The sequence below is a fragment of the Neorhizobium sp. IRS_2294 genome (assembly GCF_050500145.1).
GTDB lineage: Bacteria > Pseudomonadota > Alphaproteobacteria > Rhizobiales > Rhizobiaceae > Neorhizobium > Neorhizobium soli.
The window spans coordinates 2,591,965-2,617,813 of the sequence record NZ_CP191439.1 but is presented as its reverse complement, the minus strand read 5'-3'; the positions used below and the strand labels follow the sequence as shown (position 1 = coordinate 2,617,813).

The following is a 25,849-nucleotide window of genomic DNA, read 5'->3' as shown; positions in this document are numbered from 1 at the left end:
CTGTCGCGTCTGTCCCTCTAGTATCGCGGCTTCACTCGGTTGGGGCATGCAATGGCAGAATTTCCGCAAAAGGCTAAGGTCGTCATCATCGGGCTCGGTGGCATCGTCGGTGCGTCGATCGCGCATCACCTTGTCGAGCGCGGCTGGGACGATATCGTCGGCATCGACAAGTCTGGGGTCCCGACCGATATCGGGTCGACCGCGCATGCCTCGGACTTCTGCTACACGACCAGCCATGACTACCTGTCGGTCTGGACCACCCAGTATTCGATCGATTTCTACGAGAAGATGGGGCACTACGCCCGCATCGGCGGCCTCGAAGTCGCCCGCACCGGCGACGATGCCTGGATGGAAGAGATCAAGCGCAAGCTAACCTCCGCCAAGGCTTTCGGCACCCGGGCGCATTACGTCTCGCCGTCCGAGATCAAGGCGATGTTCCCGCTGATCGAGGAAGATCAGGTGCAGGGCGGTCTGTTTGATCCAGATGCCGGTCTCGTCATTCCGCGCTCGCAGACAGTCGCCGGCAAGCTGGTAGACGCCGCCGAAAAAGCCGGAAAGCTCAAGGTATTCGGCAATACGGCGGCGCAGTCTCTGATTATCGAGGGCGGCCGCATAAAGGGCGTCGTCACCCACCGCGGCACGATCATGGCCGACCATGTCGTCGTCTGCGCCGGCATCTGGGGCCGGCTGATTGCCGAAATGGCGGGCGAGGATCTGCCGGTCATGCCGGTCGATCATCCGCTGACCTTTTTCGGGCCCTATAACGAGTTCGAAGGCACCGGCAAGGAAATCGGCTATCCGCTTTTGCGCGACCAGGGCAATTCGGCCTATATGCGCGACACCGGCGATCCGAAGACGACCGAGGGTGGTCAGATCGAGTGGGGTTACTACGAGACCACCCATCCGCGCCTCTGTCATCCCCGCGACATTCTTGAAAAGCACGAAGCGCGGCTGTCGCCGTCGCAGCGCGATCTCGACATGGAACAGATCATCGAGCCGCTGGAAAAGGCGATCGAGCTGACGCCGATTCTTGGCGAGCTTGGCTATAACGAAGGGCATTCGTTCAACGGTCTCTTGCAGGTGTCGGCCGGCGGCGGTGCTTCCTGCGGCGAAAGCCAGAAGGTGCGCGGGCTCTGGTACTGCGTTGCCATCTGGGTCAAGGACGGCCCGGCCTATGGCAAGCTGATCGCCGACTGGATGACCGACGGTCGCACCGAGATCGACCACAACTCGATCGATTACGCGCGCTTCTATCCGCATCAGCTGACGGAAGAGTTCATCGAGGGGCGCACCTTTGAGGCGGCCCAGAAGATCTATTTCCCGGCCGTTCATCCGCGCGAACCCTATGCGACGGGCCGCGGCGCCAAGCGTTCGCCGTTCCACGACCGCGAACAGGAACTCGGCGGTTACTTCATGGAACTCGGCGGCTGGGAGCGTGCCCACGGCTACGCGGCCAACGAGCATCTGCTGGAGAAATACGGCGACCGGGTGCCGACGCGCGAAAACGAGTGGGACAGCCGCCACTTCTGGCGCGTGTCGAACGCCGAGCATCTGGCGATGAGCGAGGATTGCGGCATCGTCAACCTCTCGCATTTCCACATGGTCGATATCGAGGGGCCCGACCATGTCGAGCTCTTGGAATACTTGTGCGCGGCCAAGATCGGCGGCGACGGCAATATCGGCAAGGGCATCTACACCCACTTCCTCGACGACGAGGGCATGGTGCGGGCCGATTTCACCGTCTTCCGCCTGGCTGATCGCGGCCGTCTCGTCAACGGCGCCGATGCCGGGCCGCGGGACCTGCTCTACATGAAGCGTGTCGCGCAGGATCGTGGCCTCAACGTCACCATTACCGATGTCTCGGAAAAGTTCATCACCATCGGCATCTGGGGCCCGAACGCTCGCGAAAACCTCAAGAAGGTCGTGGCCGACCCTGAAGGTCTCGATGTCGAGAACTTCGCCTTCGCCGCGATCAAGCCGATCGAGATCGCCGGCAAGCATGTCACGGCGTTCCGCATCTCCTATGTGGGCGAGCAGGGCTGGGAACTGCATATGAAATACGAGGACGGCGTTGCCGTCTGGGATGCGCTGCGTGCCACCGGCGTGATGGCCTTCGGCGTCGAGACCTATGCCAACTCACGCCGCATGGAAAAGAGCCTGCGCCTGCAGAACGGCGATCTCCTGACCCAGTACAACCTGATCGAAGCGGATCTTGCCCGTCCAAAGGTCAAGGAAGCCGATTTTTGCGGCAAGGCGAAGCATCTCGAATACAAGGCCCGCGACCATCAGCCGGCGATGCTCTGCACGCTCGTGATGACCGACAATGTCGATGCGTCCGGTGTCGCCCGCTATCCGGTCGGCTCGCTGCCGGTCATGGATCCGGACACGGGCGAGGTTCTGATCGATGAACTCGGACGGCGTTCCTATACGACGTCGATCGCCTACGGCCCGACGATCGGCAAGAATATCGCGCTCGCCTATCTGCCCTGGTCGCATTGCCAGGTCGGCCGGAAACTGACGGTGGATTATTTCAACGAGGCCTTCCCGGTGGAAGTCGCAGCGGTCGGTTACAAGCCGCTCTACGACCCTGAAAATCTCAAGCCGAGAAGCTGACCGGCTTCGGGTCTGACAAACAAAAAACGCTCCGCGGATGTCCACGGAGCGTTTTTTTATTGGCTGAGACTGATCTTAGTACTGCGCAGTCGGGGACGAAGAGCCCTGCTGGTTGCCGTTGAGGCCGGTTGCGACGACCGACACGCGGAACTTGCCGTCGAGGTTCTTGTCGAAGATCGCGCCGACGACGATGTCGGCCTCGGCTTCGACTTCGTCACGGATGCGGCTCGCAGCTTCATCGACTTCGAACAGTGTCATGTCGGTACCGCCTGAGATCGAGATGAGCACGCCCTTGGCGCCCTTCATCGAGATGTCGTCGAGCAGCGGATTGGCGATGGCGGCTTCGGCGGCGATCAGCGCGCGGCCATCGCCGGAAGCTTCGCCGGTTCCCATCATCGCACGACCCATGCCCTTCATCACCGATTTCACGTCGGCGAAGTCGAGGTTGATCAGGCCTTCCTTGACAATCAGGTCGGTGATGCAGCTGACGCCGGAAAACAGCACGCGGTCCGCGATCATGAACGCGTCGGCAAAGCTGGTCTTGGCGTCGGCAATGCGAAACAGGTTCTGGTTCGGAATGACGATGACCGTATCGGCGGCTTCACGCAGGGCTTCGATACCCTCGTTGGCCGTCTTCATGCGGCGGTGTCCTTCGAACGAGAAGGGTTTTGTGACAACCGCGACCGTCAGGATGCCGGCAGAGCGTGCTGCGCGTGCAATCGCGGGGGCCGCACCCGTTCCGGTGCCGCCGCCCATGCCGGCGGTGACGAAACACATGTGCGAGCCGGCGAGATGATCCATGATCTCGTCGATCGATTCTTCAGCCGCCGCGCGGCCGATATCCGGCAGCGATCCCGCACCGAGACCTTCGGTCACCTGCGCACCCAGCTGAATGCGGCGCGACGCCTTGGATGTCGCCAGAACCTGGGCATCCGTATTGGCGGCGATGAATTCCACGCCGTGGAGATTTTCCGTGATCATGTTGTTGATCGCGTTACCGCCACCGCCTCCGACACCGATCACGGTTATCTGCGGTTTCAATTCGGTCAAGCCGCTCTTAATATCCGTCATCTTCGTCTCCTTCAGCTCCTTCCGGTCGTCCCATACCAGAAGGACGGCGAATCGCCCCGCAGGCTATCTGTCCGCAAGGTCATAGACCAGAGCGCTGTCAGGCCAAAGAGGCAGGAGTAGGGTGAGGGCGATGTCATCGCGATTTAATGTACAGCATCCCTGAATTGAGCGCCTCACAAAGGTCGCGACCAATCCAAAATAGACCGTTGCGTAAATTGGTATGTTATACTATTACACTCTGCAACGGCAGAGATCGCGCGGGGATCGCTCTGGACAAGCACCGGCGTGTTCCCTATCAGTTGGGGCGCTACGGTTCTGCAATCGCAGATGAAAAGGGAATGCGGTGAGGCTTTCGGGCCAAGTCCGCGACTGCCCTCGCAACTGTAAGCGGCGAGCCAGCCATCGATACCACTGATCATCCGATCGGGAAGGCGATGGAAGGCGTTCGAGCCGCAAGTCAGGAGACCTGCCGTGGCATGGACAACCAACACCGGACGAGGGGTTCCGGCAGGGAGATGATTATGTCGCAAGCAATGCGCTCGTGCGCCATGTCGACGTCGAGCCGCGATGCGGCTTCAGGTCGTCCTGCCCTTTTTTCCGATCATTAAAGGACAGGACATGAAATCAGGGCTTATCGCCGCCTTAGTTGCGGCACTTCCCACATTGGCGTTTGCAGCACCGACCAGCTACCCGCTGACGATCGAGAATTGCGGTCGCCCCGTCACGTTCGACAAGGCGCCCGAGAAGATCGTCTCGATCGGGCAGGGCATGACCGAAGTGCTTTATTCGCTCGGGTTGGCCGAGAAGGTGGCGGGCACTGCCGTCTGGGTCGGGCCGGTGCTTACGCCCTATGCCGGGGTGGACGCGAAGATAAAACGGCTTGCCGACAACGACCCGAGCTTTGAATCGGTCGTCAGTCTCGAACCGGATCTGGTCGCTGCCGAGTTCGAGTGGCATGTTGGGCCTATGGGATCGGTCGGCAAGCGCGAGCAGTTTTCCGATCTCGGCATCAACACCTATGTCTCGCCCGCCGATTGCGTCGCGAAGACCAATGCCGATGGCGGTGACGGCGTTCGCAACGAACTGTTCAAGATGGACCTGATCTACCGCGAGATTTCAGAGCTCTCGAAGATCTTCGATGTCGAGGACAAGGGCACCGCTCTGATCGCAGACCTGAAACAGCGCGAAGCCGCAGCCGTCGCATCGATCAAGGGCGCGGAGATCAAGAACCTGCCGATCGTCTTCTGGTATTCCAGCAAGGAAACCAAGGGCGATGCCTTTATAGCCGGCAAGAACAGCGCACCGGCTTATATCCTTGAGACGATCGGCGCCCGCAATGTGGTGACGACGGAAGAAGAATGGCCGCTGGTCGGCTGGGAAACGATCGCTGAGGCCAACCCCTCCGTCATCGTCGTCGCAACGATGGACCGTCGCCGCTATGCCGCCGACGATCCGGCCGTGAAGATCAAATTTCTGGAGACCGATCCCGTCGTCAGCCAGCTGGACGCGGTCAAGAACAGACGTTTCGTGCTGATGGATGCCCAGTCGATGAACCCGACGATCCGCACGATCGAGGGCATCGAGACGCTCGCCCGGGGCATCCAGTCCTTTGGCCTCGCGAATTAAGGTGCGGCAGGTGATCACGCATTCCGCTCGTTCCGCCTTCGTCGATATGGCGGGTGCGCTCGACCAGTTCAGGCATCTCCCGTGAGGCGATCCCGTATCGGACGCTGGGCGCTGGGTGCCGCGGGCGTGTTCCTGGTGCTCTCAGCGCTTCTCGTCGCCATCGTTGCCGGGGTGGCGATCGGTGAGATGACCATTCCCATGGAGACGACGATTGCGGCGGTGACGAACCGGCTCGGCTTTACGGCCGTGGCCTTGCCGCGCATCCAGGAAGCGGTGATCTGGGATTATCGCCTGTCGCGGTCGCTGGTCGCGGCATTCTGCGGCGCCGGACTGGCGCTGTCGGGGGCGATCCTGCAGTCGCTCCTGCGGAACTCGCTTGCCGAACCCTATGTTCTCGGCATTTCGGCCGGAGCCTCGACGGGTGCTGTCAGCGTCATGCTGCTTGGGTTTGGGGCGGGCGCAATCTCGCTTTCCGCCGGAGCTTTTGCCGGCGCGCTGATCGCCTTTATCTTCGTGGTGATGCTGTCGAGCGGACGCCAGACGGCGGACCGGACAATTCTTGCGGGCGTTGCCGCCTCGCAATTGTTCAATGCGCTCACCTCCTACATTGTCTCGACGTCTGCCAATGCCGAACAGGCGCGCAGCGTGATGTTCTGGCTGCTCGGCAGCCTTGCCGGCGTCCGCTGGCCGGAGGTGACGCTCGCCGCATCGGTCGTGACGGTCGGGCTCATCGTCTGCATCTGGCATGCGCGGGCGCTCGATGCGTTTACCTTCGGCGAGGATGCGGCGCGTTCGCTCGGCATCGCGGTCCGGCGGGTCCGCGTGGTGCTGCTGCTTGTCACGGCGCTGATGACGGCGACGATCGTCAGCATGGTGGGTGCGATCGGCTTTGTCGGTCTCGTCATTCCGCATGCGGCACGGTTTATCGTCGGTCCCGGCCACATCCGGCTTCTGCCTGCCTGTGCGCTGATTGGAGCGCTTTTCATGGTGCTCGCCGATATCGTGTCGCGCATCGTCATCGCACCGCAGATCCTGCCGATCGGGGTGGTGACGGCGCTGGTCGGCGTTCCCTTCTTCTGCGTCATTCTCTACCGGGCGAGGAGGGTCGCATGACAACCGATACCGTCTCCGCCCCGGTCTTGGCCGCCAGTGCGGTCCGCTGGCTCGCCGGGCGCAAGGTGATCGTCGATGGCGTCACGGTTTCGGTCGATGAGGGCCGGACGCTCGGGTTGATCGGACCCAATGGTTCCGGCAAGTCGTCGCTGATCCGTCTGCTCGCCGGTCTGAGGCCACCCGCCGCCGGCAATGTCACGCTGGATGGCAAGCCGATGAGCGGTTTCGGACGGCGCGAGCTCGCGCGCCGGGTTTCGGTGGTCGAACAGCATTCCGCAACCGAGGCGAATGTCACGGTTATCGACGTGGTCCGGCTTGGACGCACGCCATACCGGTCGGCGCTGTCGCCATGGACGCAAGAGGACGACCGGATCGTGACCGAAGCCTTGGTGCGCGTCGGGCTGGATGATCGCCGCGAGCAGTTCTGGCATACGCTGTCGGGGGGAGAGCGTCAGCGCGTGCAGCTGGCCCGAGCGCTGGCGCAATCGCCGTCGGTGCTGATCCTCGATGAACCCACCAACCATCTCGACATCCAGCACCAGATCGACATCCTCCGGCTGGTCTCGGAGCTGCCGCTGACGACGGTCGTCGCGATCCACGATCTCAACCTCGCCGCCCGGTTCTGCGATGTGATCGCCGTGCTTTCGGCGGGACGGCTGGTCGCCTGCGGTTCGCCGGTCGAAATTCTGACCGAGAAGATGATCGCCGACGTGTTCGGCGTTGAAGCCCATGTTTCGACCTCGCCGCATCACGGCCGGCTGCATATCCAGTTCCTGATGTGAACCGGTCTAGGCGGCGGCGATCTGTAGCAGGTTGCGCAGCAGCATCGCACGGGTGAGCGCGCCGACCGAACCCTGCGGCGGCGTTACCCAGCCTGCGACCTCAGCGACATCGGCTGCCACGTCCGAGACCATCGATCCATCTGCGCCGTAGCTGATGCCGACGCCGACGACGGCGGCACCGGGCTTGACCATGTCTGCAGTGACGAAACCGGGCTGGCCGAGGGCGGCGATGACGATGTCGGCGCGCCTGATGTCCTCGGCGATATCCCGAGAGCCGCTATGTAGAAGCGTCACCGTCGCATCGATTCCCTTGGCCGACAAAAGCACGGTAAGCGGTCGCCCGACGAGCTGGCCGCGGCCGATGATGGCGACCCCCCGGCCGGCGAGCGGAACGGCATTGTCCTGCAAAAGCGCAAGGATCGCGGCCGGGGTGCAGGGCAGGAGGCCCGGCTTTCCCGCCAGGAGCAACCCGAGATTTTGCGGATGCAGGCCATCGATATCCTTGGCCGGCGACACGGCGGTCATCACCTTCGTCTCGTCGATGTCAGGCGGCAGCGGCAGTTGCACCATCTGCCCGTGAATGGCGGGGTCGGCATTGACGGCGGCAATCCGTTCGAGCAGGGCTTCGGTGGTCGTATCCGAGGGCAGGCGCAGGTCGATGGCCTCGATACCGACCTCGACGCAGTCTGCATGTTTTCGGCCGATATAGGTGGCGCTGGCCGGATCGTCTCCCACCAGCACCGTCACCATCTTCGGCGCAATGCCGCGCGCGCGGAGACCGGCAACCTGCGCTGCCATCTCGCGCCTCAGCCGGGCGGCGAGAGCTTCGCCGTCCAGCAGTGTTGCGGTCGTTCTCGGCAGGGTCACGCTCATTTCAGCCCGATCGAGGGATCGATGAAGCGGTTGGTGACGACCTGATCCGGCTTCACATCCGGGTCGGCGCGCTCGTCGAAACGCGGCTTGACCAGTTTGAGCATCTCGGCGACGCGGTCCATGTCGAAATCGCCGATCGTCGCGTTGGGGCCGTTGCCGATAATGCCGGTGTCGACCATCGTCTTTGCGGCATAGGCCATCAGCTCCGGCGCGGTCTTCCACCAGCTGGCAGCGTGACCGGCAGCGTTGAAGTCGACGATCACCTTGTTTGCCTCGGCCGGATCCCTGGCATAGTCGGCAGTTGCTTGCTGCAGAAGCGGGACGAGCTTTGCGAGGCACGGTGCAAGCTCTTCCATTCTAGCCGTCGCGACGGAGAGCATGCCGGTGTAGTTGCGATAGCCGAGGTCGTTCATGTTGAGGTAGCCGATCGGCTTGCCCCAGTTGTTGCCGTGCTCGAACTTGTAGACTTCGCTGGTGACAAAACCCTGGTTCAGCCATGTGCCGTTGTTGGTGACGAAATTCTCGCCGTCACCGCGATAGCCCTCGACGAACACGTCTGCGGGAATGCCCTGCTCGACGAGGTAGAGGCCGAAGGTGCGCTTGGTGGTCGAGACGTAGATCTTGCCCTTGCCGCTCTCTGCAAAGGTCTTGAGATCGGCGATCGACTTGAAGCCGTCAGGGTAGGTGGCCTTGTCCCACAGGAGAACAGTCGGCGCGATATCGAGCGGCGCCATGACGCCAACAACGGGGAAGCGCTTGGAGAAGATGAAGGCGTTGTCCAGTTCCTGATAGCCGAGATGCGGCGTGACGCCGGCCTTGGAATTGCCCATGTAGAGCGCCGAATAAGCGGTCTCGCCATCGCCCATGCCAAGCCCGCCGCCACCTTCGAGGATGGTGAGGTCAATGCCGGTCGAGCCCAGCGGGCCGGTATACTGTCCCGACGTCATCTCTCCGCCCGAGCCGATCAGCTGATAGAGGGGACCTTGCTCGGCCTGGGCCAGCCAGTCCTTCTGGATGATGAACGGGCTGGGGCAGACATCGGCGAGCGGCGTCGTGTAGCGGCTCTTGGCGAACTCGCCGGCGGTCGCGCCATTTGTAGACAAGGCCGTTGCGAACGTGGCGATCGCCACTGCGGTGGTCAGTGTGGCAGTCAGTTTATTTGTCATGTTTGTTCCCCTGATTGCTTTTTTCTAGGTCAGTTCAGCGGCGGTGTCAGCGTTGCCTGTCGCTCGATTCGTGCCAATGCGCAAACAGCCTGTTGCCGAGCCAGTTGAAGGACAGGTAGACGGTGATCGACAGGGCAGAGGCGACGATCAGCGCGGCATACATCTGCTCGTATTTGAAATCGATCTTGGCGTTCATCAGCAGCTGGCCGAGGCCTCCCTTGCCGGACAGGAAGAACAGTTCCGAAACGATCGCGGCGATGACGGCGAGACTTCCGGAAATCCTCAAGCCCGCAAACAGCGTCGGCGCGGCAGACGGCAGCGCGGCCTTGCGCAGCATCACCCACCAGGAGGCATTCTGCAGCTTGAACAATTCGAGAATGTTGCGGTCGACGCTTTTGAGGCCGAGCAGCAGCGTCGTTGGAATGGCGAAGAAGGTGAACAGCGCGACGATCAGCACCTTGGGCATAAAGCCGAAGCCGAGGGCGCTCTGGATCAGCGGAATGATCGCCATGATCGGGATCGACTGCAGCGCCACGAGATAGGGGAAGACGGCTTTTTCCAGCGCATAGACGCGGAACATGACGATGCCGAGCATGATGCCGACGGGAATCGACACCGCAAGTCCCGTGATGGCGATGGAGATCGTGGTCAGCGCCCGCATCAGCAGCTCAGAGCGGAAGGCTGCAATGCCGAATGCCTGGCTCCACAGGCCCTCCGCACTCGGCATCAGGAACTGGCGATGCGCTGGAAGGTCGGCCCGGATCAGGGCGTAGGCTGCGACGATCAGGATGCCGAGGATGAGAGGCGGTGCGAAGCTCAACACGAGACGGCGGACGACGCTCGGCGCCGGTGCAAGCGGGACGGGACTGTAGCGCTCGACCTGGGCCTTCAGCGGCGGGGATTTGTAAGCGGCGACAATAGGATCCGACATGGCGCTCAGGCCTCTATGGCATGGCGAAGGGCACGCGATACCGCTCCGCACAGTTTCGAGAATTCCGGCTCGTAACGCAGGTCCGGCTGGCGCGGGAAGGGAAAGCCGATGTCGAACGTATCGATGATCCGGCCCGGACGGCGCGACATCACCACGACCTTGCTCGACATGTAGACGGCCTCGGGAATGGAATGGGTGACGAAGATGCCGGTGAAACCTTCGCGGCAGTGAAGGTCGATCACCTCGTCGTTCAGCCGTTCGCGGGTGATCTCGTCGAGCGCGCCGAAGGGTTCGTCGAACATGAAGACGTTGGGATTGAGCGCGAGCGACCGTGCCAGCGAGGCGCGCATCCGCATGCCGCCGGAAAGCCTTCGCGGATAATGGGCCTCGAAGCCGGAAAGGCCGACCAGCTCGATCTTTTCCTTCGCGACTTCGCGGCGCTTCGCGGCTGGGTAACCGCGCAGCTCCATCAGCAGTTCGACATTCCCCTGCACGCGCCGCCATGGCAGCAGGGTCGCGTCCTGGAACGTGTAGCCGAGCTGTTGCCGATCAACCCAGACATCGCCGGAACTGTGGCTCGACAAGCCGCTCGCGATCCGCAGCAGTGTCGATTTCCCGCAGCCGGACGGGCCGACGATCGACACGAACTCGCCATGGCCGATGGCAAGGTCGACATCGGAGAGCGCTTCCGTTCCATCCGGGAACGTCATCGAGACCTTTTCGAACACCACGGCATTGCCGCCGGGCAGGGTCGGATGGGGACGTGCACCAATTTCGGTGGCGGTGACTGTCGGCGATCCCGTCATGACAAATCCCCTTTTCTCATCTCAGACCCGTCTCTCAAAACCGCAGCATGGACATGCGGACCTGCTCGATGAAGGCCTCCGTGCGCTCATTGGTGACGTTGTTGATATCGTAGAGCGCGTGATATTTCACCTTGACCCGCGGATTGCAGACGACGCGCAGGAAGCGGGTGGCGTTGCGGCGTGGCGGATCGCCGAGAACCATCGCACGCCAGCGTTTCGAGCCGTAGGTGGTGACGGTCGCGAGCTTGCGGATATTGGTAAGGCCCGGCGAAAGCTGTCCGTCCTGCAGCTTGAACGACACGTCGGGCAGAAACACCCGGTCGAAATAACCTTTGAGGATCGCCGGCCAGCCGAAATTCCAGACTGGATGGCAAAGAACCAGCGCATCGCAGGACATCAGCCGGTCGACATAGGGCGCGACGCGGCTGCGATTGATGGAAAGGTCGTGATAGTCGCGCCGATCCTCCGCCGACAGAACCGGGTCGAACCCTTCGGCATAAAGATCCAGGTCGTCCACCGTATGCCCCGCCTCGAGCAGGCTCTCAACGACCGTATCGTGCAGACGCGAGGCGAGGCTTTCCTTCAGCGGGTGGGCGTAAATGACATGTACCTTCATCGGTCCAAAATTCTCGTTATCGGTTGAAAAGGAAGATGCGGCCGGGAGCGGGGACCCAGTCAGGATGCGTCCAGGCGATCATCTTGCCGGGGTTGAGCAGGCCCTTCGGATCCGTCTGGCGCTTGAATTCGAGCTGGGCCGGATCTGTGCGCTTCATGCCGCCTTCCTCCAGCGTCACCCGATGCGGGTTGAACACGGTGACGCCCAGCCGTGTTTCCAGGATCTCGACTACCTCTTCGAGCCGCTCAGCGCTTTCATAGCGCAGCAGCGGCATGGCGACGGCGGCGACCTTGCCGGAAAACCGAGTGAATTCGAAATGCAGTATCAGCTCGTCGCCGAATGTCTCGGCAATGCGGTCGATCGCGTCGTAGAGATCGTCCTGCGGCAGCATCATCTGCAGGTAGGTGATCGACGGATCGATCTTGATCGCTCGCAGCGTTGTGTGGTTCCAGGCGAGCTCATAGGCTGGCGGCAGGCGCATTCCGGCACCATCCCGGTCGGCGCGGAAGCGGATGGCGGCGCCGGCGGTATCGTCGACTGCGGTCACTAGCGTATCGAGATCCTGCCTTGCGACCATGACGGCAATCAGGGCCTCGTCGGATTTCAGAAAAGGTGCATGCCGGGTGAAGTATCGATCGGGGATGGCGCTTTCGAAGGTAGAGAGCATACGCAGGCTGATCGCGTCATCTTCACCGAGACGAAAGGCAAGGCGGTTCGCTGCTGCAAACTCGGGGACGCCGATCAGCACGTCGACCCAGTCTCCGGCGGGATCGATCGGGATCTCGATTTCGGTGATGACGCCGTTGACGCCGTAGGCGTGCGCCGCCTTGGCGATGTCGTCGCCGACAAGGTCGAGGACGCGGGGCTCTGCCTCCATCGTCACGAGACGCAGGCGGCGGATGTTGGCGGGATTGCGCAGGCCGCCCCAGCGAATGGCGCCGACACCGCTCGATCCCCCGGCGATGAAACCGCCGAGGGTTGCGGTTGCCGTGGTGGAAGGAAACAGGCGGATTTCCAGGCCCTTTTCGCGTGCCGCCTGTTCGAGCTCCGCCATGACAGCGCCGGCTTGCGCAACGAGATGATCGTCGCCGATGCGACCGATGCGGTTCATATGCTTCATATGCATGATAACGCCACCCTGTAGCGGCATGGACTGGCCGTAATTGCCTGTTCCGGCACCCCTGACGGTGACGGGCACGTTGCATCGGTGGCAGATCGAAAGGATCTCGATCACCTCGGCTTCGCTGCGGGGAGCAACCACCAGATCGCCGCAGACGTCTTGCAGAAGATCTTTCAGGACCGGGCTGTACCAGTAGAAGTCCCGGCTTTTCTGCTGCACCGTGCGCGGGTTGTCGTCGATGTCGAACCGGGCGAGCGCTGCCCGGCAGGTTTCCAGATCTGCCGTCACGCGCGCCTCCGTTCGATCCGGACTGCCTCGGCAGTGGCAGCACCGAAGGGTTTGCCGTTGCGCAAAACAGTGCGGGCGGTGTTGGTGCGGGAGAAGAGGTCGGTCCAGCCGGTCGCTTCGAAGATGATGGCATCCGCCGGTCCGCAGGCGCGGATCGCGCCTGCATTTCCGAGACCAATGGCGGCTGCCGGTCCCGCATGGCAGGCGGTGGCCCAGCCGGCGGGATCGCTTTCGAGCTGGCCGAGGAATTGCGCCTGGCGCATCACATCCAGCATGTCGAAATCGCCGTAGGGGTAGAATGCGTCCTGCACATTGTCCGAGGCGAAGGCGACGTTGACGCCGGCGGCGCGCAGTTCCGTGACCGGGGCAAGGCCGCGAAGCCGCGGCGTGCGGCCGGCCTTGCGGTCCTGCAGGAAGCCGTTGGTGAGCGGCAGCGCCACGACATGGATTCCGGCTTCGGCAATGCCGGATATCAGGGCCTGCGATTCGGTTTCGTCTTTCAGAGCAAGCGCGCAGCAATGTCCGGCGACGATACGCCCGGCAAACCGGTGCCGCAGGGCCGTCTCGACGACGAGTGACAGGCCGTCAGCGGACGCGTCCGTCGTTTCGTCCACGTGAAGATCGAGGTCCAGTCCATGTCTTTCGGCTGCAAGAAACAGCCGCTCGATCCGCTCCGGCGTGGCGCTGCCCGGTCCGATAAAGGCGCCAAGCACGCCGCCGCGCTTGGCGATCTGGGTGCAGCGACGATCGAAATCGTCCTGCTCCACCCGAAACAATGCCATCAGCGCCACGGCCTGCAGGGTCAGCCGGTGCTTCCAGGCAGACTGGATTTCGCTGAAGGCAATCCAGGCGGGGCTGTTTTCGGGTTCCTCGAACGTATCGAGATGGGTGCGCAGCGCCAAGGTGCCGTGCTGTTCGGCTCTCACGAGTGCGCGGTCCATGCGCTCCACGATATCCTCGACCGTCCGGTCGGGCGCGTCGGCCATTGCAAGTTCGACCGCGCCGGCAAGGCCGTTGTCGGAAAAGCCGGTTCGCTCGGACGTGAACGCCTTGTCGAGATGGACGTGCATGTCGATGAAGCCGGGCAAAGCGAGGCGGCCCTGCGCATCCCAATCGCGTTCACTTGAGGTTGGCGCATGGAAACGGCCGTCGCGGATCGTCACGTCGAAGGTGACGAGGCCGCTGCGGGTGTCTGCTGCGTGGTGGGGAAGGCCATCGACCAGCGCTGCCGGTGCGCGAAGATTGCGGATGGTGAGCGGCGCGTCGCCGAAGGGCGGTATCACGGCGCTCATAGCGGCTGTGTCCCGATGGCTGCCATGCCCGGATGCGCTGCGACCTCGTCCAATAGCTTGGCGTAGCGGATTGCCGCATGGGCCACGATGACGGCGCCGATATCAGGCGTTGCGGATGCGGCATCGCCGGCGACGCCTGCCGGGTGCAGATCCTCCGCGACCCAGCCGGCGCTGATCGGGCCGAGCAGGCGCAGGACCTCGTTGTTGTCGGTAATGGCCGCAGAGGCCGGCACGAAATTGCGGGCTTCGTTCATGTCGACCAGATCCGGCCGGAAATGCAGCATGGCCGCGGTTTCGACCAGTCCGCCATGGATGCCGTCGCGCTGTTCGAGCGGTGAGACGAGGCCTGGCGGGAAGCCCATCGAGATCCATCCTGCCGACACCACGAACAGCTCCGTTTCCAGCCGCAGGCTTCTTGCGGCGATCTGGAGAACCGGAACGTTGCCGCCATGGGCATTCAGAAACACCAGCTTGCGAAAGCCGGCGCGAGCGACGCCGTGACCAATCTGGGTGAGGGTTGCCAGAAGCGTCGCGGCATCGAGCGTGAGCGTTCCAGGAAAGGACAGGTGCTCGTCGGATTTCGCGTAAGCGATGGTCGGAAGGATGTAGACGTCTGCATCCTTGGCGAGCGGCGCTGCCTCGATTGCCATGCGCTCAGCCAGGATGCTGTCGGTCGCCAGCGGCAGGTGCGGGCCGTGCTGCTCCGTCGCGCCGACAGGCAGGACCGCGACAGCGCGACCTTTGTCGATGGCTGCGAAATCGGTGGTCTTGAGGTCTTGCCAAAACTGAAACGACATGGTTTGTTCGCTTATCGAGCAATTGTTCGTTAATCGTAACCCATGCTACCGGTTCGTCAAGGTGAAAAATGTTGCGATGCGGAAAAGATAGGCAGACACGGGTTTAACCTCGGATCTGGAAGGAGAGCCGGTGCTGGACGAAAACGACAAGGAAGTGTCGCTGACCTTCGCCAAGGGTCTTGCTGTCCTGCTTGCCTTCGATGCGAAGGATCGCGCTATCACGATCACCGAGATTGCCGACAAGGTCCAGCTCAACCGTGCTGTCGCACGGCGGCTGGTGCGGACGCTGGAACAGCTCGGTTATCTCGCCTGCGATCGCGGCCGCTACGAGCTGACCCCGCACGTGCTGCGGCTGAGCCAGGGCTTCATCGAGGGCCGGGGCATTCCGCAGATCATCCAGTCGGTGCTGCGCAATGCGGCGCAGGAGGTCGGCGAGTCCGTGTCCTATGCGATGCTGGACGAGACGGATGCCGTTTATGTCGCCCATGCGTTCCTACCGTCGAAATTCACGCTGAACCGCGTCACGACCGGCACGCGGGTGCCGTTGCTGCCGACGGCTTCGGGGCGTGCGATCCTCGCATTCCTCGATACCGTCCGGCTGGATGCGATCCTCGATAGTGCCGCCTTCTCAGCCCATACCGACCAGACCGAGACCCACCGGGATCGTCTGGAGGAGGCGCTGAAACAGATCCGCAAGCGCGGCTACGCGCTGACCGACAGCGAATATGTCAGCGGCGTTGCGTCGCTGGCGGCTCCCGTGTTTCACCCCGGCATCGGCGAGGTCGTCGGTGCCGTGTCGATCATCTTCGAGCATGGACAGTATGACGAGGCGGCGCTTTCCGAAATGGCTTCACGGCTGAAGGTCTGCGCCGGGCAGATCGGCTCCACACTCTAGGGAAGTCACATGCTTGAGATCGTAACAGGGTTCGAAATTGCAGCCGGGATCAATTCCGAAACACGCCGGCGCATTTCGGCAAGCGGCCGCGCGGTTCGCTGCGTCGTGCTGCTCGATGATGGCAACCCCGGCATGGCCGCCTATGCGCGTCGCCAGAAGGCCAGTGCGCAGGAGGTCGGCATAGACCTGCAGCTCGAAGCTTATCCGTCAGACGTAGTGAGGCTCACGGCTCGACTGGAAGAACTGGCCGCTCGGGACGAAATCGATGCGGTTGCGACGCTTTACCCGTTGCCGGCCGGCATGCATGCCCGCACGGCTGCGCTTCTGATCGGGCCGGACAAGGATGTGGACGGGCTGCACCCCCTCAATGCGGGTGATCTCGCGCTCGGCGCCGTAACACGTCCGCCGGCGACGGCGAAGGCCTGTCTCCTGATGGCGCAGGCGCTGGCCGGTTCGCTCAAAGGGCGTGAGATCGTGCTGGTCGGGGCGTCGCGGATCGTCGGGCGACCACTTGCCAGCATGCTGCTGGACGCCGAGGCGACCGTGACGATCGCGCATGCGGCGACACGGGATCTGGCGGCTCATACGCGACGCGCCGATATCGTCGTCACCGCGGCGGGCGTTGCCGGGTTGATCGGGTCGGAGCATCTTCGCGATGGAGCGATCGTTCTCGATGTCTCGATCAATCGCGGTCCGGGCGGACTTGTCGGCGATGTCGATCTCGACGCGGTTGGGGGTCGCAACGTCACGGTAACGCATGTGCCCGATGGTATCGGACCGGTGACAACGGCCTGCCTGATGCGCAATGTCGCGGATGCAGCGCTCGGATCGTCCTGACGGAAATCAGTAAGGTGATATTGCACTGCACCAGGTTTTGCGCTTTTCTACTCATATCCGAACACAAGTTCGATAAACGAACAAAACGGGGAACTCATAATGACCTCTCATCTTCGCAGCTTCGTGCTGAAAACGCTTTCCGCCGCTCTCGTCGTCGCCTCCGTCGGTGCAGCTCAGGCGGCGGACATCCGTCCCGGTGTCACCTTCGCGGGCACGCCGTCCACCGATCCCGCGCGTGCCGCCATGGAGAACCTGGTCTTCGACCTCGCATCCGCCTGGGCGTCCTGCAACGCCGAACTCTTGAAGAATGCTGTCACCGAGGACGTTGCCTTTTCCTATCCGACCAGCAGCATCACCGGCCGTGACAAGATGCTCGCCGACCTCGACACGTTCTGCAAGGCGGCCAAGGATACCAGCATCTACCTTCCGGAAGACGCGTTCTTCATCGATACGACGACCGGCCGCATCGCGGTGGAGCTGCAGTTCCGCACGTTTCAGCGCGGCAACCGCCAGGTCGTCAACGATGTCTGGATCGCCCATGTCAAGGACGGCAAGATTTCGGTGATCAAGGAATATCTCGACGGCCGGGTGAAGGATCTGCAGGCGCTCGGCGTGCTGCAGCTCGAGGAAAGCCCGAAGACGCTGACGCCGTGGCCGGCCCGCACCGAACAGTGGAAAGGCTGCTTCCCGATCGTCAAGGCAGCACCGGTCAACACCTGCCCGTGATCCTCACGTCGTGAAGGCAGCACGCGAGCCTTGGGGTCGCGTGCTGCAGATTTCCGGTTAAGCCGTGAGCAGGACGCTCATCTGATAACCGCCTTCGAGTTCCACCACCACGCGTCCGGCGCCGGGCAGCGGCATTGCGCCCGAGAGCGCACCTGTCGTCACCGCCATGCCTGACGTGAGTGATGTGGCCGGACGGGCGGCGTCATTGGCATAGGCGACCAGCCAGGCGAGCACGTCTCCGACCGGATGGGCCACTGGTCCGTCATAGACCGGGCTGCTGTCGTGGGTGACCTTGAGGACAAGCCCGCCGACCGTGTCGATCAGCGTCTTCGGGACCTTCGGGCCGAGCGCATAGCCGCCATTGCCGATGCGGTCGGCGAGGTAGAGCGGGAAGGAAACGCTGCCACCTTCCTCGACTGCGGTGACCAGCAGTTCCGAGCCGAGATAGGCGTCCGCCACGGCGTCCAGCACTTCCGCCCTTGTATAGGCTTCGGATCTTACCGGCAGATCCGCGCCGAGCTTGACGGCGATCTCGACTTCGAACCGTGTGCCGGGGGAATAGGGAAGCTTCGCTTCGCTGGTCGTCTCCACATAGGGAAACAGTGGCGCAATGACTGGCTGCTTGTCCGTTGACATCGCGACTTTGATCATCTTCGCGCTGGCGCCGATCCTCTGTGCCACGGCGTTCTGTGCCGCCATGCCGGCGCTCAGATCCTGGGGCAGGGCAAAGCTTGCGGACGGCGCCTTGCGGCCTTCGTTACGCAGCGTGATCAGGCTCTCGGCCAGCGTTTCTGGATTGAACGCCTGGGTTGAGAGTTCGGCCATGAATGTCTCCGATCGAATGATTTGCGGCTGAGCTTTTTTGGGCTCTCGCCAGCGTTTCGCTGTGGTTCAGCGGGGTGGAGATCGTCGCGAACGCAGAGCCGTCCGTCAAGGCTTTGCGGGCAATATCCCGGCCCGGCGCGCAGGTATCCGTTCAGCAGGCCGACTTAACCTGCTGATATCGTTCGTTGAGAGGACAGGATTCTTGGTCAGTCGACGAGATACTTGTCGTTCTTCGCGCTCGGTATCTTCACCACCGTCAGCGTCGCGTCCGTCAGCGCTTCGAACGCGTTGACCGTGCCGGGCTCAATGACGATCAGGCTGCCTTCGCCCCATTCCCTGTCCAGCATGCGGATACGGCCGGAGACGACGAGCGTGATTTCCCGGGCGATCTTGTGGTAGTGCCGGGCATCGCGATCGCCCGCCTTGTAGCTCTTGACGCCCACTTCGAACGCGTCGGTCTTGACGACGCTCGGATCGAAATCGCCGACGAACCAGCCGCCGATCATGTCGTCGAGATTATAGGAGGTTTCGCTCATCTTGCCCTCTCAGATCGACAGTTCGCTCAGCTGGCGGTCCGATTTGATCGGATGATAGTCCTTCGCGTCGATCGGGTAGACGCCGATCTTCTTGTCCTCAAGGACGAGCTCGTTATAGACCGGGCAGACATAGAACATGTCGTTGTGCCGGGCGTCCTTGCGGATCGCGGCCTTGGCTGCCTTGACGAAATCGGACCCTTTGCGGAAGTAGTAAAAGCCCGCCGTCGCATTGTCGCTGATCGGGTGCTTTTCGGCCGCCTCGACCACCATCTGGCGCTCGTCGAGCCGGACGAACGAATAGCGCGGATGCACCGACCGGAAGGTGACGGTGCCGCCATCCAGCTGGCGCCGGTTGAAATCGGCGATGATGGTTTCCATCGGAACGGTCAGGAATTCGTCGCCGTTGAGGATCAGAAGCGGTGTGTCGTTGTCGATGCTGCCGGCGGCAAGCAGTGCAGTGCAGGCAGCACCCTGGGTCTTGTCCTTGACGGCAACGATCTCGGCTGTCGGATCGATCAGCCGCACGACGTCGTCGAGATGGTAGCGGCGCAGTTCCTTTTCCTGCATCGCGATGATCACCCGGTGACCGGTGATCCGTGCGCATTGCTCAAGAAGACGCTGCACCAGCGGCATGCCGTCCACCTCGACCAGCGGGGTCGGGAAGCTTTCGGAGGAGAGAATGCGGGGCTCGCCCGCCATCAGGATGAGGATGTTCATGCGACCACCTGCAGGGCCGGAAGTTCGAACGACGCCTGCAGCTTGTCGATCGCCTTGCAGATCGACTGGTAGTTCACCTCGGACACATCGTTGACGACCATGACATGGGCACCGGAAGCACACGCTGCCCGGATCCCGTGGTCGTTGTCCTCGACGATCAGGCATTCCTCGGGCGCAAGGCCAAGGATATCGATGGCCTTCAGGTAAATCTCGGGGCTGGGCTTGCCGACGCTCACGTCTTCGTTGCTGAGCTGGAATTCCAGATAGTCCTCGAGGCCGGCCTTTGCCATCATCAGGTTGACGGTGCTGCGGATGGAGTTCGAGGCGACGCCCAGGCGGTAGCCTTCACCGCGCAGGCGCGCGAGCGCGTATTGCTGGCGAAACACCGGCTTGCATCTGGTGTGGATCAGCTCGGTCGTATAGCGCTGCTTCATCTCGTTGACGAAACCGTGCAGGGATTCCGGAAGACCGCGGGTGGCGGTCAGCATCTGCAGCTTGGTGCGGGTCGGCAGGCCGTCGAACGTGGTCAGGTGCTCGTGCAGCGGAATGGTGAAGCCGAACAGTTCCAGCGCGCTGTTGAGCGCCTCATAGTGCCAATCGCGGGCATCGATCAGCACGCCATCCATGTCAAAAACTACAGCCTTGATCATCGTCATCAAACCTCGTGCGCTTGAGTTTGCGCTACACCCGCAGCAGTTCCTTGGCTTTCTCGGGAAAATCGGTGCAGATCATCAACCCTTCGCGATCCCGCAGGCCGGACGAGACCAGCCAGTGGAGGAAGGGTTCGTATTCATCGTTCCGGCGGTGCAGGTCGGGCGCGACCAGCGCAACCAGCTTGCCGTCATCAAGCAGTTTTTCGACCAGCGGCGCTTCGTACCAGCGGCCGGGGAGGAAATTGTCCAGCCAGACACCGGTGATGCCGGGCTCGTTGTAGAGTGAAGGAACGCGCTCGTATTCGCTTAGTCTTGTAAACGACGTCATGCGGCGCTTGACGCCCTGGATCAGGTCCGGAACCGAGCTGTCGAACAGGAAATAGTTGTCATAGCCTTCGGCGGCGAGGACCTCGGCCAGCATGTCATGAAGCCCGTCGGCCTTGATATTGAGCGCCAGCGTCGGAGAGCCGTGCTGTCTGGCAATGCTCAGAAGATAAGCGAAGGAGATTTCGGTGCCATCAGGAATGTCGTGCGAGATGACCAGCCGCGGCTTGCCGCCGATAAGGCAGTCGCGCACATCGGTCTCGGTGCCGTAGCCGAGCGAGAACGACCGGACGAAGGCCTCGACCGTGTTCTTTTCCGCGGGAAACTTCCAGTATCCCCGATGGCTGAGGATCTGGATCATGCGGGCGCCTTGATCGACTGCGTGACGCTCAGCGACAGCGGCAGATTGCGGAAACTTTCGAGGTCATCTGGAATGCCAAGGCCGTGCATGCCCTTGTCGACGGAGCCGATCGAATAGGAGCCGATCTTCATGCCATCCTCGATCATGAAATTGTAGACCGGCGCCACATAGAACTCGCCGTTGACGCGGAAGTCGCGCTCGATCATGCGGTCCGCATGGGCGACGAAATCCGATCCTTTGCGGAAATTATAGATGCCGACGGTGGCGTGGTTGGAGATCACCTGCTTTTCCACGACGTTGTCGATAAAGCCGTTGTCGCCGAAGGAGACGAAGCTCCACTTCGGATCGTCCGCCGACATGGTCATGATCAGGCCATCCAGACCGTCTGCAGCGGCAAGGTAGGCGTTGATGTCGACATCGACATACTGATCGCAGTTGGCGATCATCATCGGGTCGCCGTTGTCGATCGCGTCGCGGGCCAGAAGCACCGTGCGGGCAGCACCCTCGGTCACGGTCTCGACCAGATAGATGTCGCAACCCGGCGCCCATTCGCGCAGATGGGCATCGAGACCGTAGTCCCGGACATGCGATGCCTGGCAGATGAAGATGAAGCGGTGCTCGACCTTTGGCTTCAGGTTCTCGATCACGAGGCGGATCATCGCGACGTCATGCACGGGCAGAAGCGGTTTTGGAAGCGTGTAGCCGGCTTTTGCAAAGCGGCTGCCATGACCTGCCATTGGCACGACGATATTGAGCATCTGCGGTATCCAAGAGAGATGTTGCAGTTGATCCAGTGCCCGAAACCTTAAAGCTTGAAGCTGGTGCCAGGCTGGCAAAGGGCGCTCACAGCGTTAGTGCCTGACGGCGGGCGAGGGCGAAACCGGCTATTCGGCCTGGATTTCGCCGAGCTGCATGCCCATCGACGGCGACGGCGTGGTCAGTCGCGGCCGGTTGAAGATCTTGTAGAGCGGGTTGTCGCATTCCGGATTGGCAAACAGCGTGTTGGAATCGAAGTAGCCGTCTTCGATGAAGCGCAGATTTGCGTGCATGGTGCGCAGGAAATAGTACATCAGATGCAGGTGAGCGCGACCCGAAAGCTGGTTCATGATCATGGCATTGTAGAAATGTGAAATCGCGCTCTTGCCGATCACATGCACGGCGTCGCCGACGCGCCAGTGGTCACGCCAGTAGGATTTGTATTCCTTGAAAGGAAAGTAGATGCTGTCGCGGCTGATATCGACATTCCAGTCCGTGATCTTCTTCCTGAACTGCAGGTCGAAGCGGATCACGGCGAGCGCATCGTATTCGTCTTGGGCGAAGACGTGCTTGAGGCCTTCCTTGTAGGTCTCGATCTGCGAGCTGCCCTGCGCATCCAGCTTGATCAGCTCGCACGGTCCAAGCTTATCCTGAAGCTCGGCCAGGGCCGGGCTGTCATAGGTGGCGAGGTAGATTTTCGCATCGGGATTGCTTCCACGCACCGGCGCGACAATGTTCTCGATGATCGAGTCGATGTTCTTGCGCGCATCCATCGGCAGGCCGAAACGGTCCTTCTCGATGTAATTGTTGCCCCGGATCAGTACGGAAAGTCTCAACGTTGCCCCCTATGGAAACGATTATCGCAGTCGCTGATCAACGTCTTGCCCCCGCCGATCCTGTCTCTCTGCGATAGTCCCCGTAGCTGGTGCGGAGCAGGTCAGGCCCTCTTTCAGGCCGGAATCGACGCCGCCTGCACATCGGTCGCGGTCTGTTTCGGCTTGCCGTAGAGCCCGATATTCTCGTCGCCCCAGGCCTTTAACGCGGTCAGGATCGGTTTGATGGTGAGGCCGAGCGGCGAGAGGCTGTATTCCACCTTGGGCGGCACCTGCGCATAGACCTTGCGAGTGATCAACCCGTCCGCCTCCAGCTCGCGTAGCTGGTTGGTCAGCATGCGCTGGGTCACGGCGGGAATCTGGCGGCGGATTTCGTTGAAGCGCAGCGTGCCGTCCAACAGATGAAACAGGATGACGGACTTCCACTTGCCGTCGATCAGGCCGATCGCCGCTTCCACCGAGCAGCCGGGGCTGCAGTCGAACCTGGTATGGTGGGCCTTGGCCATCACGGTATCCTTTTTGACACTATAGGCTGTTTTTGTGCGTATTGGCATTGGATGATCATAGCGCCATATGAAGCCTACATCAATTCTGCAAGCAAAGGAGAACGCCATGAAAGCCATAGCCTACAGAACTGCCGGATCGCTTGATCGGGACGACGCGCTTGAAAATGTCGAACTGGACCGGCCAAAGGCGACGGGGCGGGATATTCTCGTTGCGGTGAAAGCGATTTCGGTCAATCCGGTCGATTACAAGATCCGCAAGAACGTCTCGGCTGAAGACGGCCAGTGGAAGGTGCTGGGCTGGGATGTGGCGGGCGAGGTGGTCGAAGTCGGCGATGACGTGTCCGCCTTCAAGCCGGGCGACGAAGTGTTCTATTCGGGTTCGCTGATCCGGCAGGGCGCCAACAGCGAGTTTCATCTGGTCGATGAGCGGATCGTCGGCCACAAGCCGAAGTCGATCTCGAATGCGCAGGCGGCCGCCCTGCCGCTGACGGCGATTACCGCCTGGGAAATGCTGTTCGACCGGCTCGATATCGAAAAGCCGGTTCCAGGTGCAGCCAATGCGATCGTCATCATCGGTGGTGCTGGCGGTGTCGGATCGATCGCCATCCAGCTTGTCCGGGCTCTGACCGACCTCACCGTGATTGCGACGGCGTCACGGCCGGAGACCCAGGCCTGGGTCAAGGAACTGGGCGCCCATCACGTCATCGATCATTCCAAGCCGATCGCCGAACAGGTGAAGGCGCTCGGGATCGGCGCGCCCGGTTTCGTTTTCTCGACGACCGAAACGCCACGTCATACGAAAGAGATCATCGAACTGATCGCGCCGCAGGGTCGGTTCGGGCTGATCGATGATCCGGAAACCTTCGACATCACCGGTTTCAAGCGCAAGGCTCTTTCTGTGCATTGGGAGCTGATGTTCACCCGGTCGATCTATGAAACGGCCGACATGGACGAGCAGGGAGAGCTTCTGAACCAAGTCGCCGCACTGATCGATGCCGGCCGGATCCGCACCACCGTCACCGACGTGATGAGCCCGATCAATGCGGAAAACCTGAAGAAGGCGCATGCCACGCTGGAAAGCGGCAAAGCCCGCGGCAAGATCGTGCTCGAAGGGTTCTGAGACCTGCGAAACAATGATCCGGGGTCAGCCCCGGATCACCTCTTCCGCTGCCATCGCGGCGGCGAGGAGCATCTCGTCGTCGTGAGCAACCGCCGACAGGAGGAATCCGACCGGCATGCCGGCTTCGCCGGTTCCGCAGGGGATCGACACGCCGCACCAGTCGAGGAAATTGCCGTAGCCGGTATTGCGCAGCGTCCTGCCGTTGGCCGCGAAAAACGCCTCGTCGTCGGCCTTCAATGGCGCAATGGCGGGTGCCACATGGGCGACGGAGGGGAAGGCGACGAGGCGACCGGCGATCAGTGCCTCGGTCTCTGCCGTCATCCGGGCGCGAGCATCGATGATTGCGAGATAGTCGGCGGTCGTGGTCTTTTCGCCAAGCCTGGTGCGGGCAACGACGCGCGGGTCCATTCCGCCAGCATCCGCACCCGCCAGTCGTTCTCGATGGAGCGCAAAGGCTTCCGCCGTCACCATCGGTCCGTATTTCGCCATCAGTTGCGGCAGCTCGTCGAAGGACGGGAAGGCGAGGCGGGTGATGCGGGCACCGCCTGCTGCCAGCCTCTCGATCGCTGCCTCGAACGCCTCGACCACACCCGGCTCGGCGCCGTCGAACACACCATTGGTGGGGATGACGATATCGAGCGGCTGCGTGGGCTTTCGCGGTGTCAGCGGTGTGCCGAGACCCCGCATTGCCGCGTCGATCCACACGGCGTCCTGCACGGTATTGCAAAGCGGTCCCAGCGAATCCAGGCTTCTCGCCAGCGGAAAGACGCCATCCATGGCATATCGCCCACGGGTTGCCTTGTAGCCGACGACGCCGTTGAAGGCAGCCGGGATGCGGACCGAGCCGCCCGTGTCGGTCCCCATGGCAACCGGCACGAGGCCAGCGGCCACGGCCACGCCAGCACCTGACGAGGATCCGCCCGGCACGCGGGGCATGTCTGTCGAGCGCGGATTTTCCGGCGTGCCGTAGGTCGGATTGATGCCGATGCCCGAAAATGCGAATTCGCTCATGTTGGTGCGGCCGATCGCGACCATGCCGGCCTGTTTCAGGAGATCGACGACCGCTGCATCCTTGGTCGCCGCCGGATCTTTGGCCATCACGCTCGAGCCTGCCGTGGTCGAAAGGCCTTCGATGTCGAATAAGTCCTTCCAGGCGATCGGGATACCATCGAGAATGCCGAGCGAGCGATTTTCGCGCAGGCGCTTTGACGCAGCTTGGGCTTCGGAAAGCGCACGGTCCCGCAGAAGCGTCACGAACACGGCCTTGTCGGAATAGGATTCAATCGCCGACAGGACCGATTCGGTCACTTCAACCGCATCAACCTTGCCAAGCTGCAAAAGCGTCGAAAGCTCGGCAATCGACATCGATCCGTAAGACTTGGTCACAGTGCTCATCCTTTATCCGTTCACCTGGGATCAGAGGTGTAACGGATTCGTGCAAAAGGAGAAGACGTTGCCGCTCCAGCTTCAGGAAGCGTGTTCCGGCTTTCCCTTGCGTTTCGTGGAGGCCAGTTCGTCGAGCTGCTTTTCGCTCATCGACTTCTCCATGCTTTTCGAAGCACCCTTCAGTTCCGATTTCTTGGTCTCGCCGCGCTTTGCGGAAAGCGCGGCGCCTGCTGCCTTTTGCTGCGCACTTGATTTTGCCGGCATGTCGTCCTCCTTCGTT

General features: G+C 62.0%; 27 protein-coding genes and 1 riboswitch. Of the genes, 8 read left to right on the top strand and 19 right to left on the bottom strand.

What is annotated here, in order from left to right; all coding sequences use genetic code 11:
* Nucleotides 1–51 precede the first annotated feature (51 nt).
* A complete protein-coding gene (locus ACQY1K_RS12650) occupies nt 52–2,613 on the top strand; it encodes a GcvT family protein (protein ID WP_430257528.1) in 2,562 nt (853 codons plus the stop codon).
* 75 nt (nt 2,614–2,688) lie between these two features.
* Here ACQY1K_RS12650 and ftsZ read toward each other — a convergent pair whose 3' ends face one another.
* Nucleotides 2,689–3,684 carry a cell division protein FtsZ gene (gene ftsZ / locus ACQY1K_RS12645; RefSeq protein WP_062455086.1) on the bottom strand — a complete coding sequence of 332 codons (996 nt, stop codon included), beginning with the start codon at nt 3,682–3,684 and terminating at the stop codon, nt 2,689–2,691.
* 293 nt (nt 3,685–3,977) lie between these two features.
* A riboswitch (cobalamin riboswitch) is annotated at nt 3,978–4,172 on the top strand.
* Nucleotides 4,173–4,302: 130 nt separating this feature from the next.
* Between ftsZ and ACQY1K_RS12640 the strand changes: the two genes are divergently transcribed.
* The 3 genes from ACQY1K_RS12640 (at nt 4,303) to ACQY1K_RS12630 (ending at nt 7,205) form a co-directional block, all read left to right on the top strand.
* On the top strand, nt 4,303–5,310 hold the full coding sequence (locus tag ACQY1K_RS12640; protein ID WP_430257527.1) for an ABC transporter substrate-binding protein: 1,008 nt from the start codon (nt 4,303–4,305) through the stop codon (nt 5,308–5,310).
* A gap of 81 nt (nt 5,311–5,391) precedes the next feature.
* Nucleotides 5,392–6,423: a FecCD family ABC transporter permease gene (locus tag ACQY1K_RS12635; protein WP_430257526.1), complete on the top strand. Its 1,032-nt coding sequence runs from the start codon at nt 5,392–5,394 to the stop codon at nt 6,421–6,423.
* On the top strand, nt 6,420–7,205 hold the full coding sequence (locus ACQY1K_RS12630) for an ABC transporter ATP-binding protein (protein WP_430257525.1): 786 nt from the start codon (nt 6,420–6,422) through the stop codon (nt 7,203–7,205). Before ACQY1K_RS12635 ends, ACQY1K_RS12630 begins: the two co-directional genes overlap by 4 nt.
* Nucleotides 7,206–7,211: 6 nt before the next feature.
* Here the strand turns inward: ACQY1K_RS12630 and ACQY1K_RS12625 are convergent, their stop codons facing one another.
* From ACQY1K_RS12625 to ACQY1K_RS12590, 8 genes are read right to left on the bottom strand one after another with little or no spacing between them, the layout of a single operon-like run.
* Nucleotides 7,212–8,072: a bifunctional 5,10-methylenetetrahydrofolate dehydrogenase/5,10-methenyltetrahydrofolate cyclohydrolase gene (locus tag ACQY1K_RS12625; RefSeq protein ID WP_430257524.1), complete on the bottom strand. Its 861-nt coding sequence runs from the start codon at nt 8,070–8,072 to the stop codon at nt 7,212–7,214.
* 2 nt (nt 8,073–8,074) lie between these two features.
* Nucleotides 8,075–9,244: a hypothetical protein gene (locus ACQY1K_RS12620; protein ID WP_430257523.1), complete on the bottom strand. Its 1,170-nt coding sequence runs from the start codon at nt 9,242–9,244 to the stop codon at nt 8,075–8,077.
* A 46-nt stretch (nt 9,245–9,290) separates the two neighbouring features.
* Nucleotides 9,291–10,175 carry an ABC transporter permease gene (locus ACQY1K_RS12615; RefSeq protein ID WP_430257522.1) on the bottom strand — a complete coding sequence of 295 codons (885 nt, stop codon included), beginning with the start codon at nt 10,173–10,175 and terminating at the stop codon, nt 9,291–9,293.
* 5 nt (nt 10,176–10,180) lie between these two features.
* Nucleotides 10,181–10,981 carry an ABC transporter ATP-binding protein gene (locus tag ACQY1K_RS12610; protein ID WP_430257521.1) on the bottom strand — a complete coding sequence of 267 codons (801 nt, stop codon included), beginning with the start codon at nt 10,979–10,981 and terminating at the stop codon, nt 10,181–10,183.
* A gap of 34 nt (nt 10,982–11,015) precedes the next feature.
* Nucleotides 11,016–11,597 carry an NAD(P)H-dependent oxidoreductase gene (locus tag ACQY1K_RS12605; protein WP_430257520.1) on the bottom strand — a complete coding sequence of 194 codons (582 nt, stop codon included), beginning with the start codon at nt 11,595–11,597 and terminating at the stop codon, nt 11,016–11,018.
* A 16-nt stretch (nt 11,598–11,613) separates the two neighbouring features.
* On the bottom strand, nt 11,614–13,005 hold the full coding sequence (locus tag ACQY1K_RS12600; protein ID WP_430257519.1) for an FAD-binding oxidoreductase: 1,392 nt from the start codon (nt 13,003–13,005) through the stop codon (nt 11,614–11,616).
* Nucleotides 13,002–14,297, bottom strand: a complete 1,296-nt coding sequence (locus ACQY1K_RS12595; RefSeq protein ID WP_430257518.1) for an amidohydrolase family protein — start codon at nt 14,295–14,297, stop codon at nt 13,002–13,004. The genes ACQY1K_RS12600 and ACQY1K_RS12595 overlap by 4 nt, the downstream gene beginning before the upstream one ends.
* Complete coding sequence (locus tag ACQY1K_RS12590; RefSeq protein ID WP_430257517.1) at nt 14,294–15,094, bottom strand: creatininase family protein; 801 nt, start codon at nt 15,092–15,094, stop codon at nt 14,294–14,296. The genes ACQY1K_RS12595 and ACQY1K_RS12590 overlap by 4 nt, the downstream gene beginning before the upstream one ends.
* Nucleotides 15,095–15,224: 130 nt before the next feature.
* On the opposite strand from ACQY1K_RS12590, the gene ACQY1K_RS12585 reads away from it, so the two are divergent.
* The 3 genes from ACQY1K_RS12585 to ACQY1K_RS12575 all read left to right on the top strand — a co-directional run bounded on the left by ACQY1K_RS12585 (nt 15,225) and on the right by ACQY1K_RS12575 (nt 17,552).
* Nucleotides 15,225–15,989, top strand: a complete 765-nt coding sequence (locus ACQY1K_RS12585; RefSeq protein ID WP_430257516.1) for an IclR family transcriptional regulator — start codon at nt 15,225–15,227, stop codon at nt 15,987–15,989.
* Nucleotides 15,990–15,998: 9 nt separating this feature from the next.
* Entirely contained in the window at nt 15,999–16,826 is an 828-nt protein-coding gene (locus tag ACQY1K_RS12580; protein WP_430257515.1) for a bifunctional 5,10-methylenetetrahydrofolate dehydrogenase/5,10-methenyltetrahydrofolate cyclohydrolase, read from the top strand.
* 99 nt (nt 16,827–16,925) lie between these two features.
* Nucleotides 16,926–17,552, top strand: a complete 627-nt coding sequence (locus tag ACQY1K_RS12575; RefSeq protein ID WP_430242732.1) for a nuclear transport factor 2 family protein — start codon at nt 16,926–16,928, stop codon at nt 17,550–17,552.
* Nucleotides 17,553–17,609: 57 nt separating this feature from the next.
* On the opposite strand, the gene ACQY1K_RS12570 is transcribed toward ACQY1K_RS12575, so the two are convergent.
* The 8 genes from ACQY1K_RS12570 to ACQY1K_RS12535 all read right to left on the bottom strand — a co-directional run bounded on the left by ACQY1K_RS12570 (nt 17,610) and on the right by ACQY1K_RS12535 (nt 23,063).
* Nucleotides 17,610–18,377: a 2-keto-4-pentenoate hydratase gene (locus ACQY1K_RS12570; RefSeq protein ID WP_430257514.1), complete on the bottom strand. Its 768-nt coding sequence runs from the start codon at nt 18,375–18,377 to the stop codon at nt 17,610–17,612.
* A 206-nt stretch (nt 18,378–18,583) separates the two neighbouring features.
* Nucleotides 18,584–18,913, bottom strand: coding sequence for a cupin domain-containing protein (locus ACQY1K_RS12565; protein WP_430257513.1), 330 nt, complete (start codon nt 18,911–18,913; stop codon nt 18,584–18,586).
* 9 nt (nt 18,914–18,922) lie between these two features.
* Nucleotides 18,923–19,630: a glycosyltransferase family 2 protein gene (locus ACQY1K_RS12560; protein WP_430257512.1), complete on the bottom strand. Its 708-nt coding sequence runs from the start codon at nt 19,628–19,630 to the stop codon at nt 18,923–18,925.
* Nucleotides 19,627–20,286: an HAD family hydrolase gene (locus ACQY1K_RS12555; RefSeq protein ID WP_184653833.1), complete on the bottom strand. Its 660-nt coding sequence runs from the start codon at nt 20,284–20,286 to the stop codon at nt 19,627–19,629. Before ACQY1K_RS12555 ends, ACQY1K_RS12560 begins: the two co-directional genes overlap by 4 nt.
* A gap of 25 nt (nt 20,287–20,311) precedes the next feature.
* On the bottom strand, nt 20,312–20,968 hold the full coding sequence (locus ACQY1K_RS12550) for a hypothetical protein (RefSeq protein ID WP_184653832.1): 657 nt from the start codon (nt 20,966–20,968) through the stop codon (nt 20,312–20,314).
* Nucleotides 20,965–21,726, bottom strand: coding sequence for a glycosyltransferase family 2 protein (locus tag ACQY1K_RS12545; protein WP_430257511.1), 762 nt, complete (start codon nt 21,724–21,726; stop codon nt 20,965–20,967). The genes ACQY1K_RS12550 and ACQY1K_RS12545 overlap by 4 nt, the downstream gene beginning before the upstream one ends.
* 126 nt (nt 21,727–21,852) lie before the next feature.
* Complete coding sequence (locus ACQY1K_RS12540; protein ID WP_430257510.1) at nt 21,853–22,560, bottom strand: hypothetical protein; 708 nt, start codon at nt 22,558–22,560, stop codon at nt 21,853–21,855.
* A 113-nt stretch (nt 22,561–22,673) separates the two neighbouring features.
* The gene (locus tag ACQY1K_RS12535) at nt 22,674–23,063 is read right to left on the bottom strand and encodes a winged helix-turn-helix transcriptional regulator (RefSeq protein WP_062455119.1); all 390 of its coding nucleotides are present in this window, start codon (nt 23,061–23,063) and stop codon (nt 22,674–22,676) included.
* Between the two features lie 106 nt (nt 23,064–23,169).
* Here ACQY1K_RS12535 and ACQY1K_RS12530 point away from each other — a divergent pair, with 106 nt between their 5' ends.
* The gene (locus ACQY1K_RS12530) at nt 23,170–24,183 is read left to right on the top strand and encodes a zinc-binding alcohol dehydrogenase family protein (RefSeq protein ID WP_430251196.1); all 1,014 of its coding nucleotides are present in this window, start codon (nt 23,170–23,172) and stop codon (nt 24,181–24,183) included.
* Nucleotides 24,184–24,207: 24 nt separating this feature from the next.
* On the opposite strand, the gene ACQY1K_RS12525 is transcribed toward ACQY1K_RS12530, so the two are convergent.
* Together ACQY1K_RS12525 and ACQY1K_RS12520 are read right to left on the bottom strand one after the other, a co-directional pair.
* Nucleotides 24,208–25,569 carry an amidase gene (locus tag ACQY1K_RS12525; protein ID WP_430259006.1) on the bottom strand — a complete coding sequence of 454 codons (1,362 nt, stop codon included), beginning with the start codon at nt 25,567–25,569 and terminating at the stop codon, nt 24,208–24,210.
* 81 nt (nt 25,570–25,650) lie between these two features.
* Nucleotides 25,651–25,833 carry a DUF3008 family protein gene (locus ACQY1K_RS12520; RefSeq protein WP_062582591.1) on the bottom strand — a complete coding sequence of 61 codons (183 nt, stop codon included), beginning with the start codon at nt 25,831–25,833 and terminating at the stop codon, nt 25,651–25,653.
* Nucleotides 25,834–25,849 lie beyond the last annotated feature (16 nt).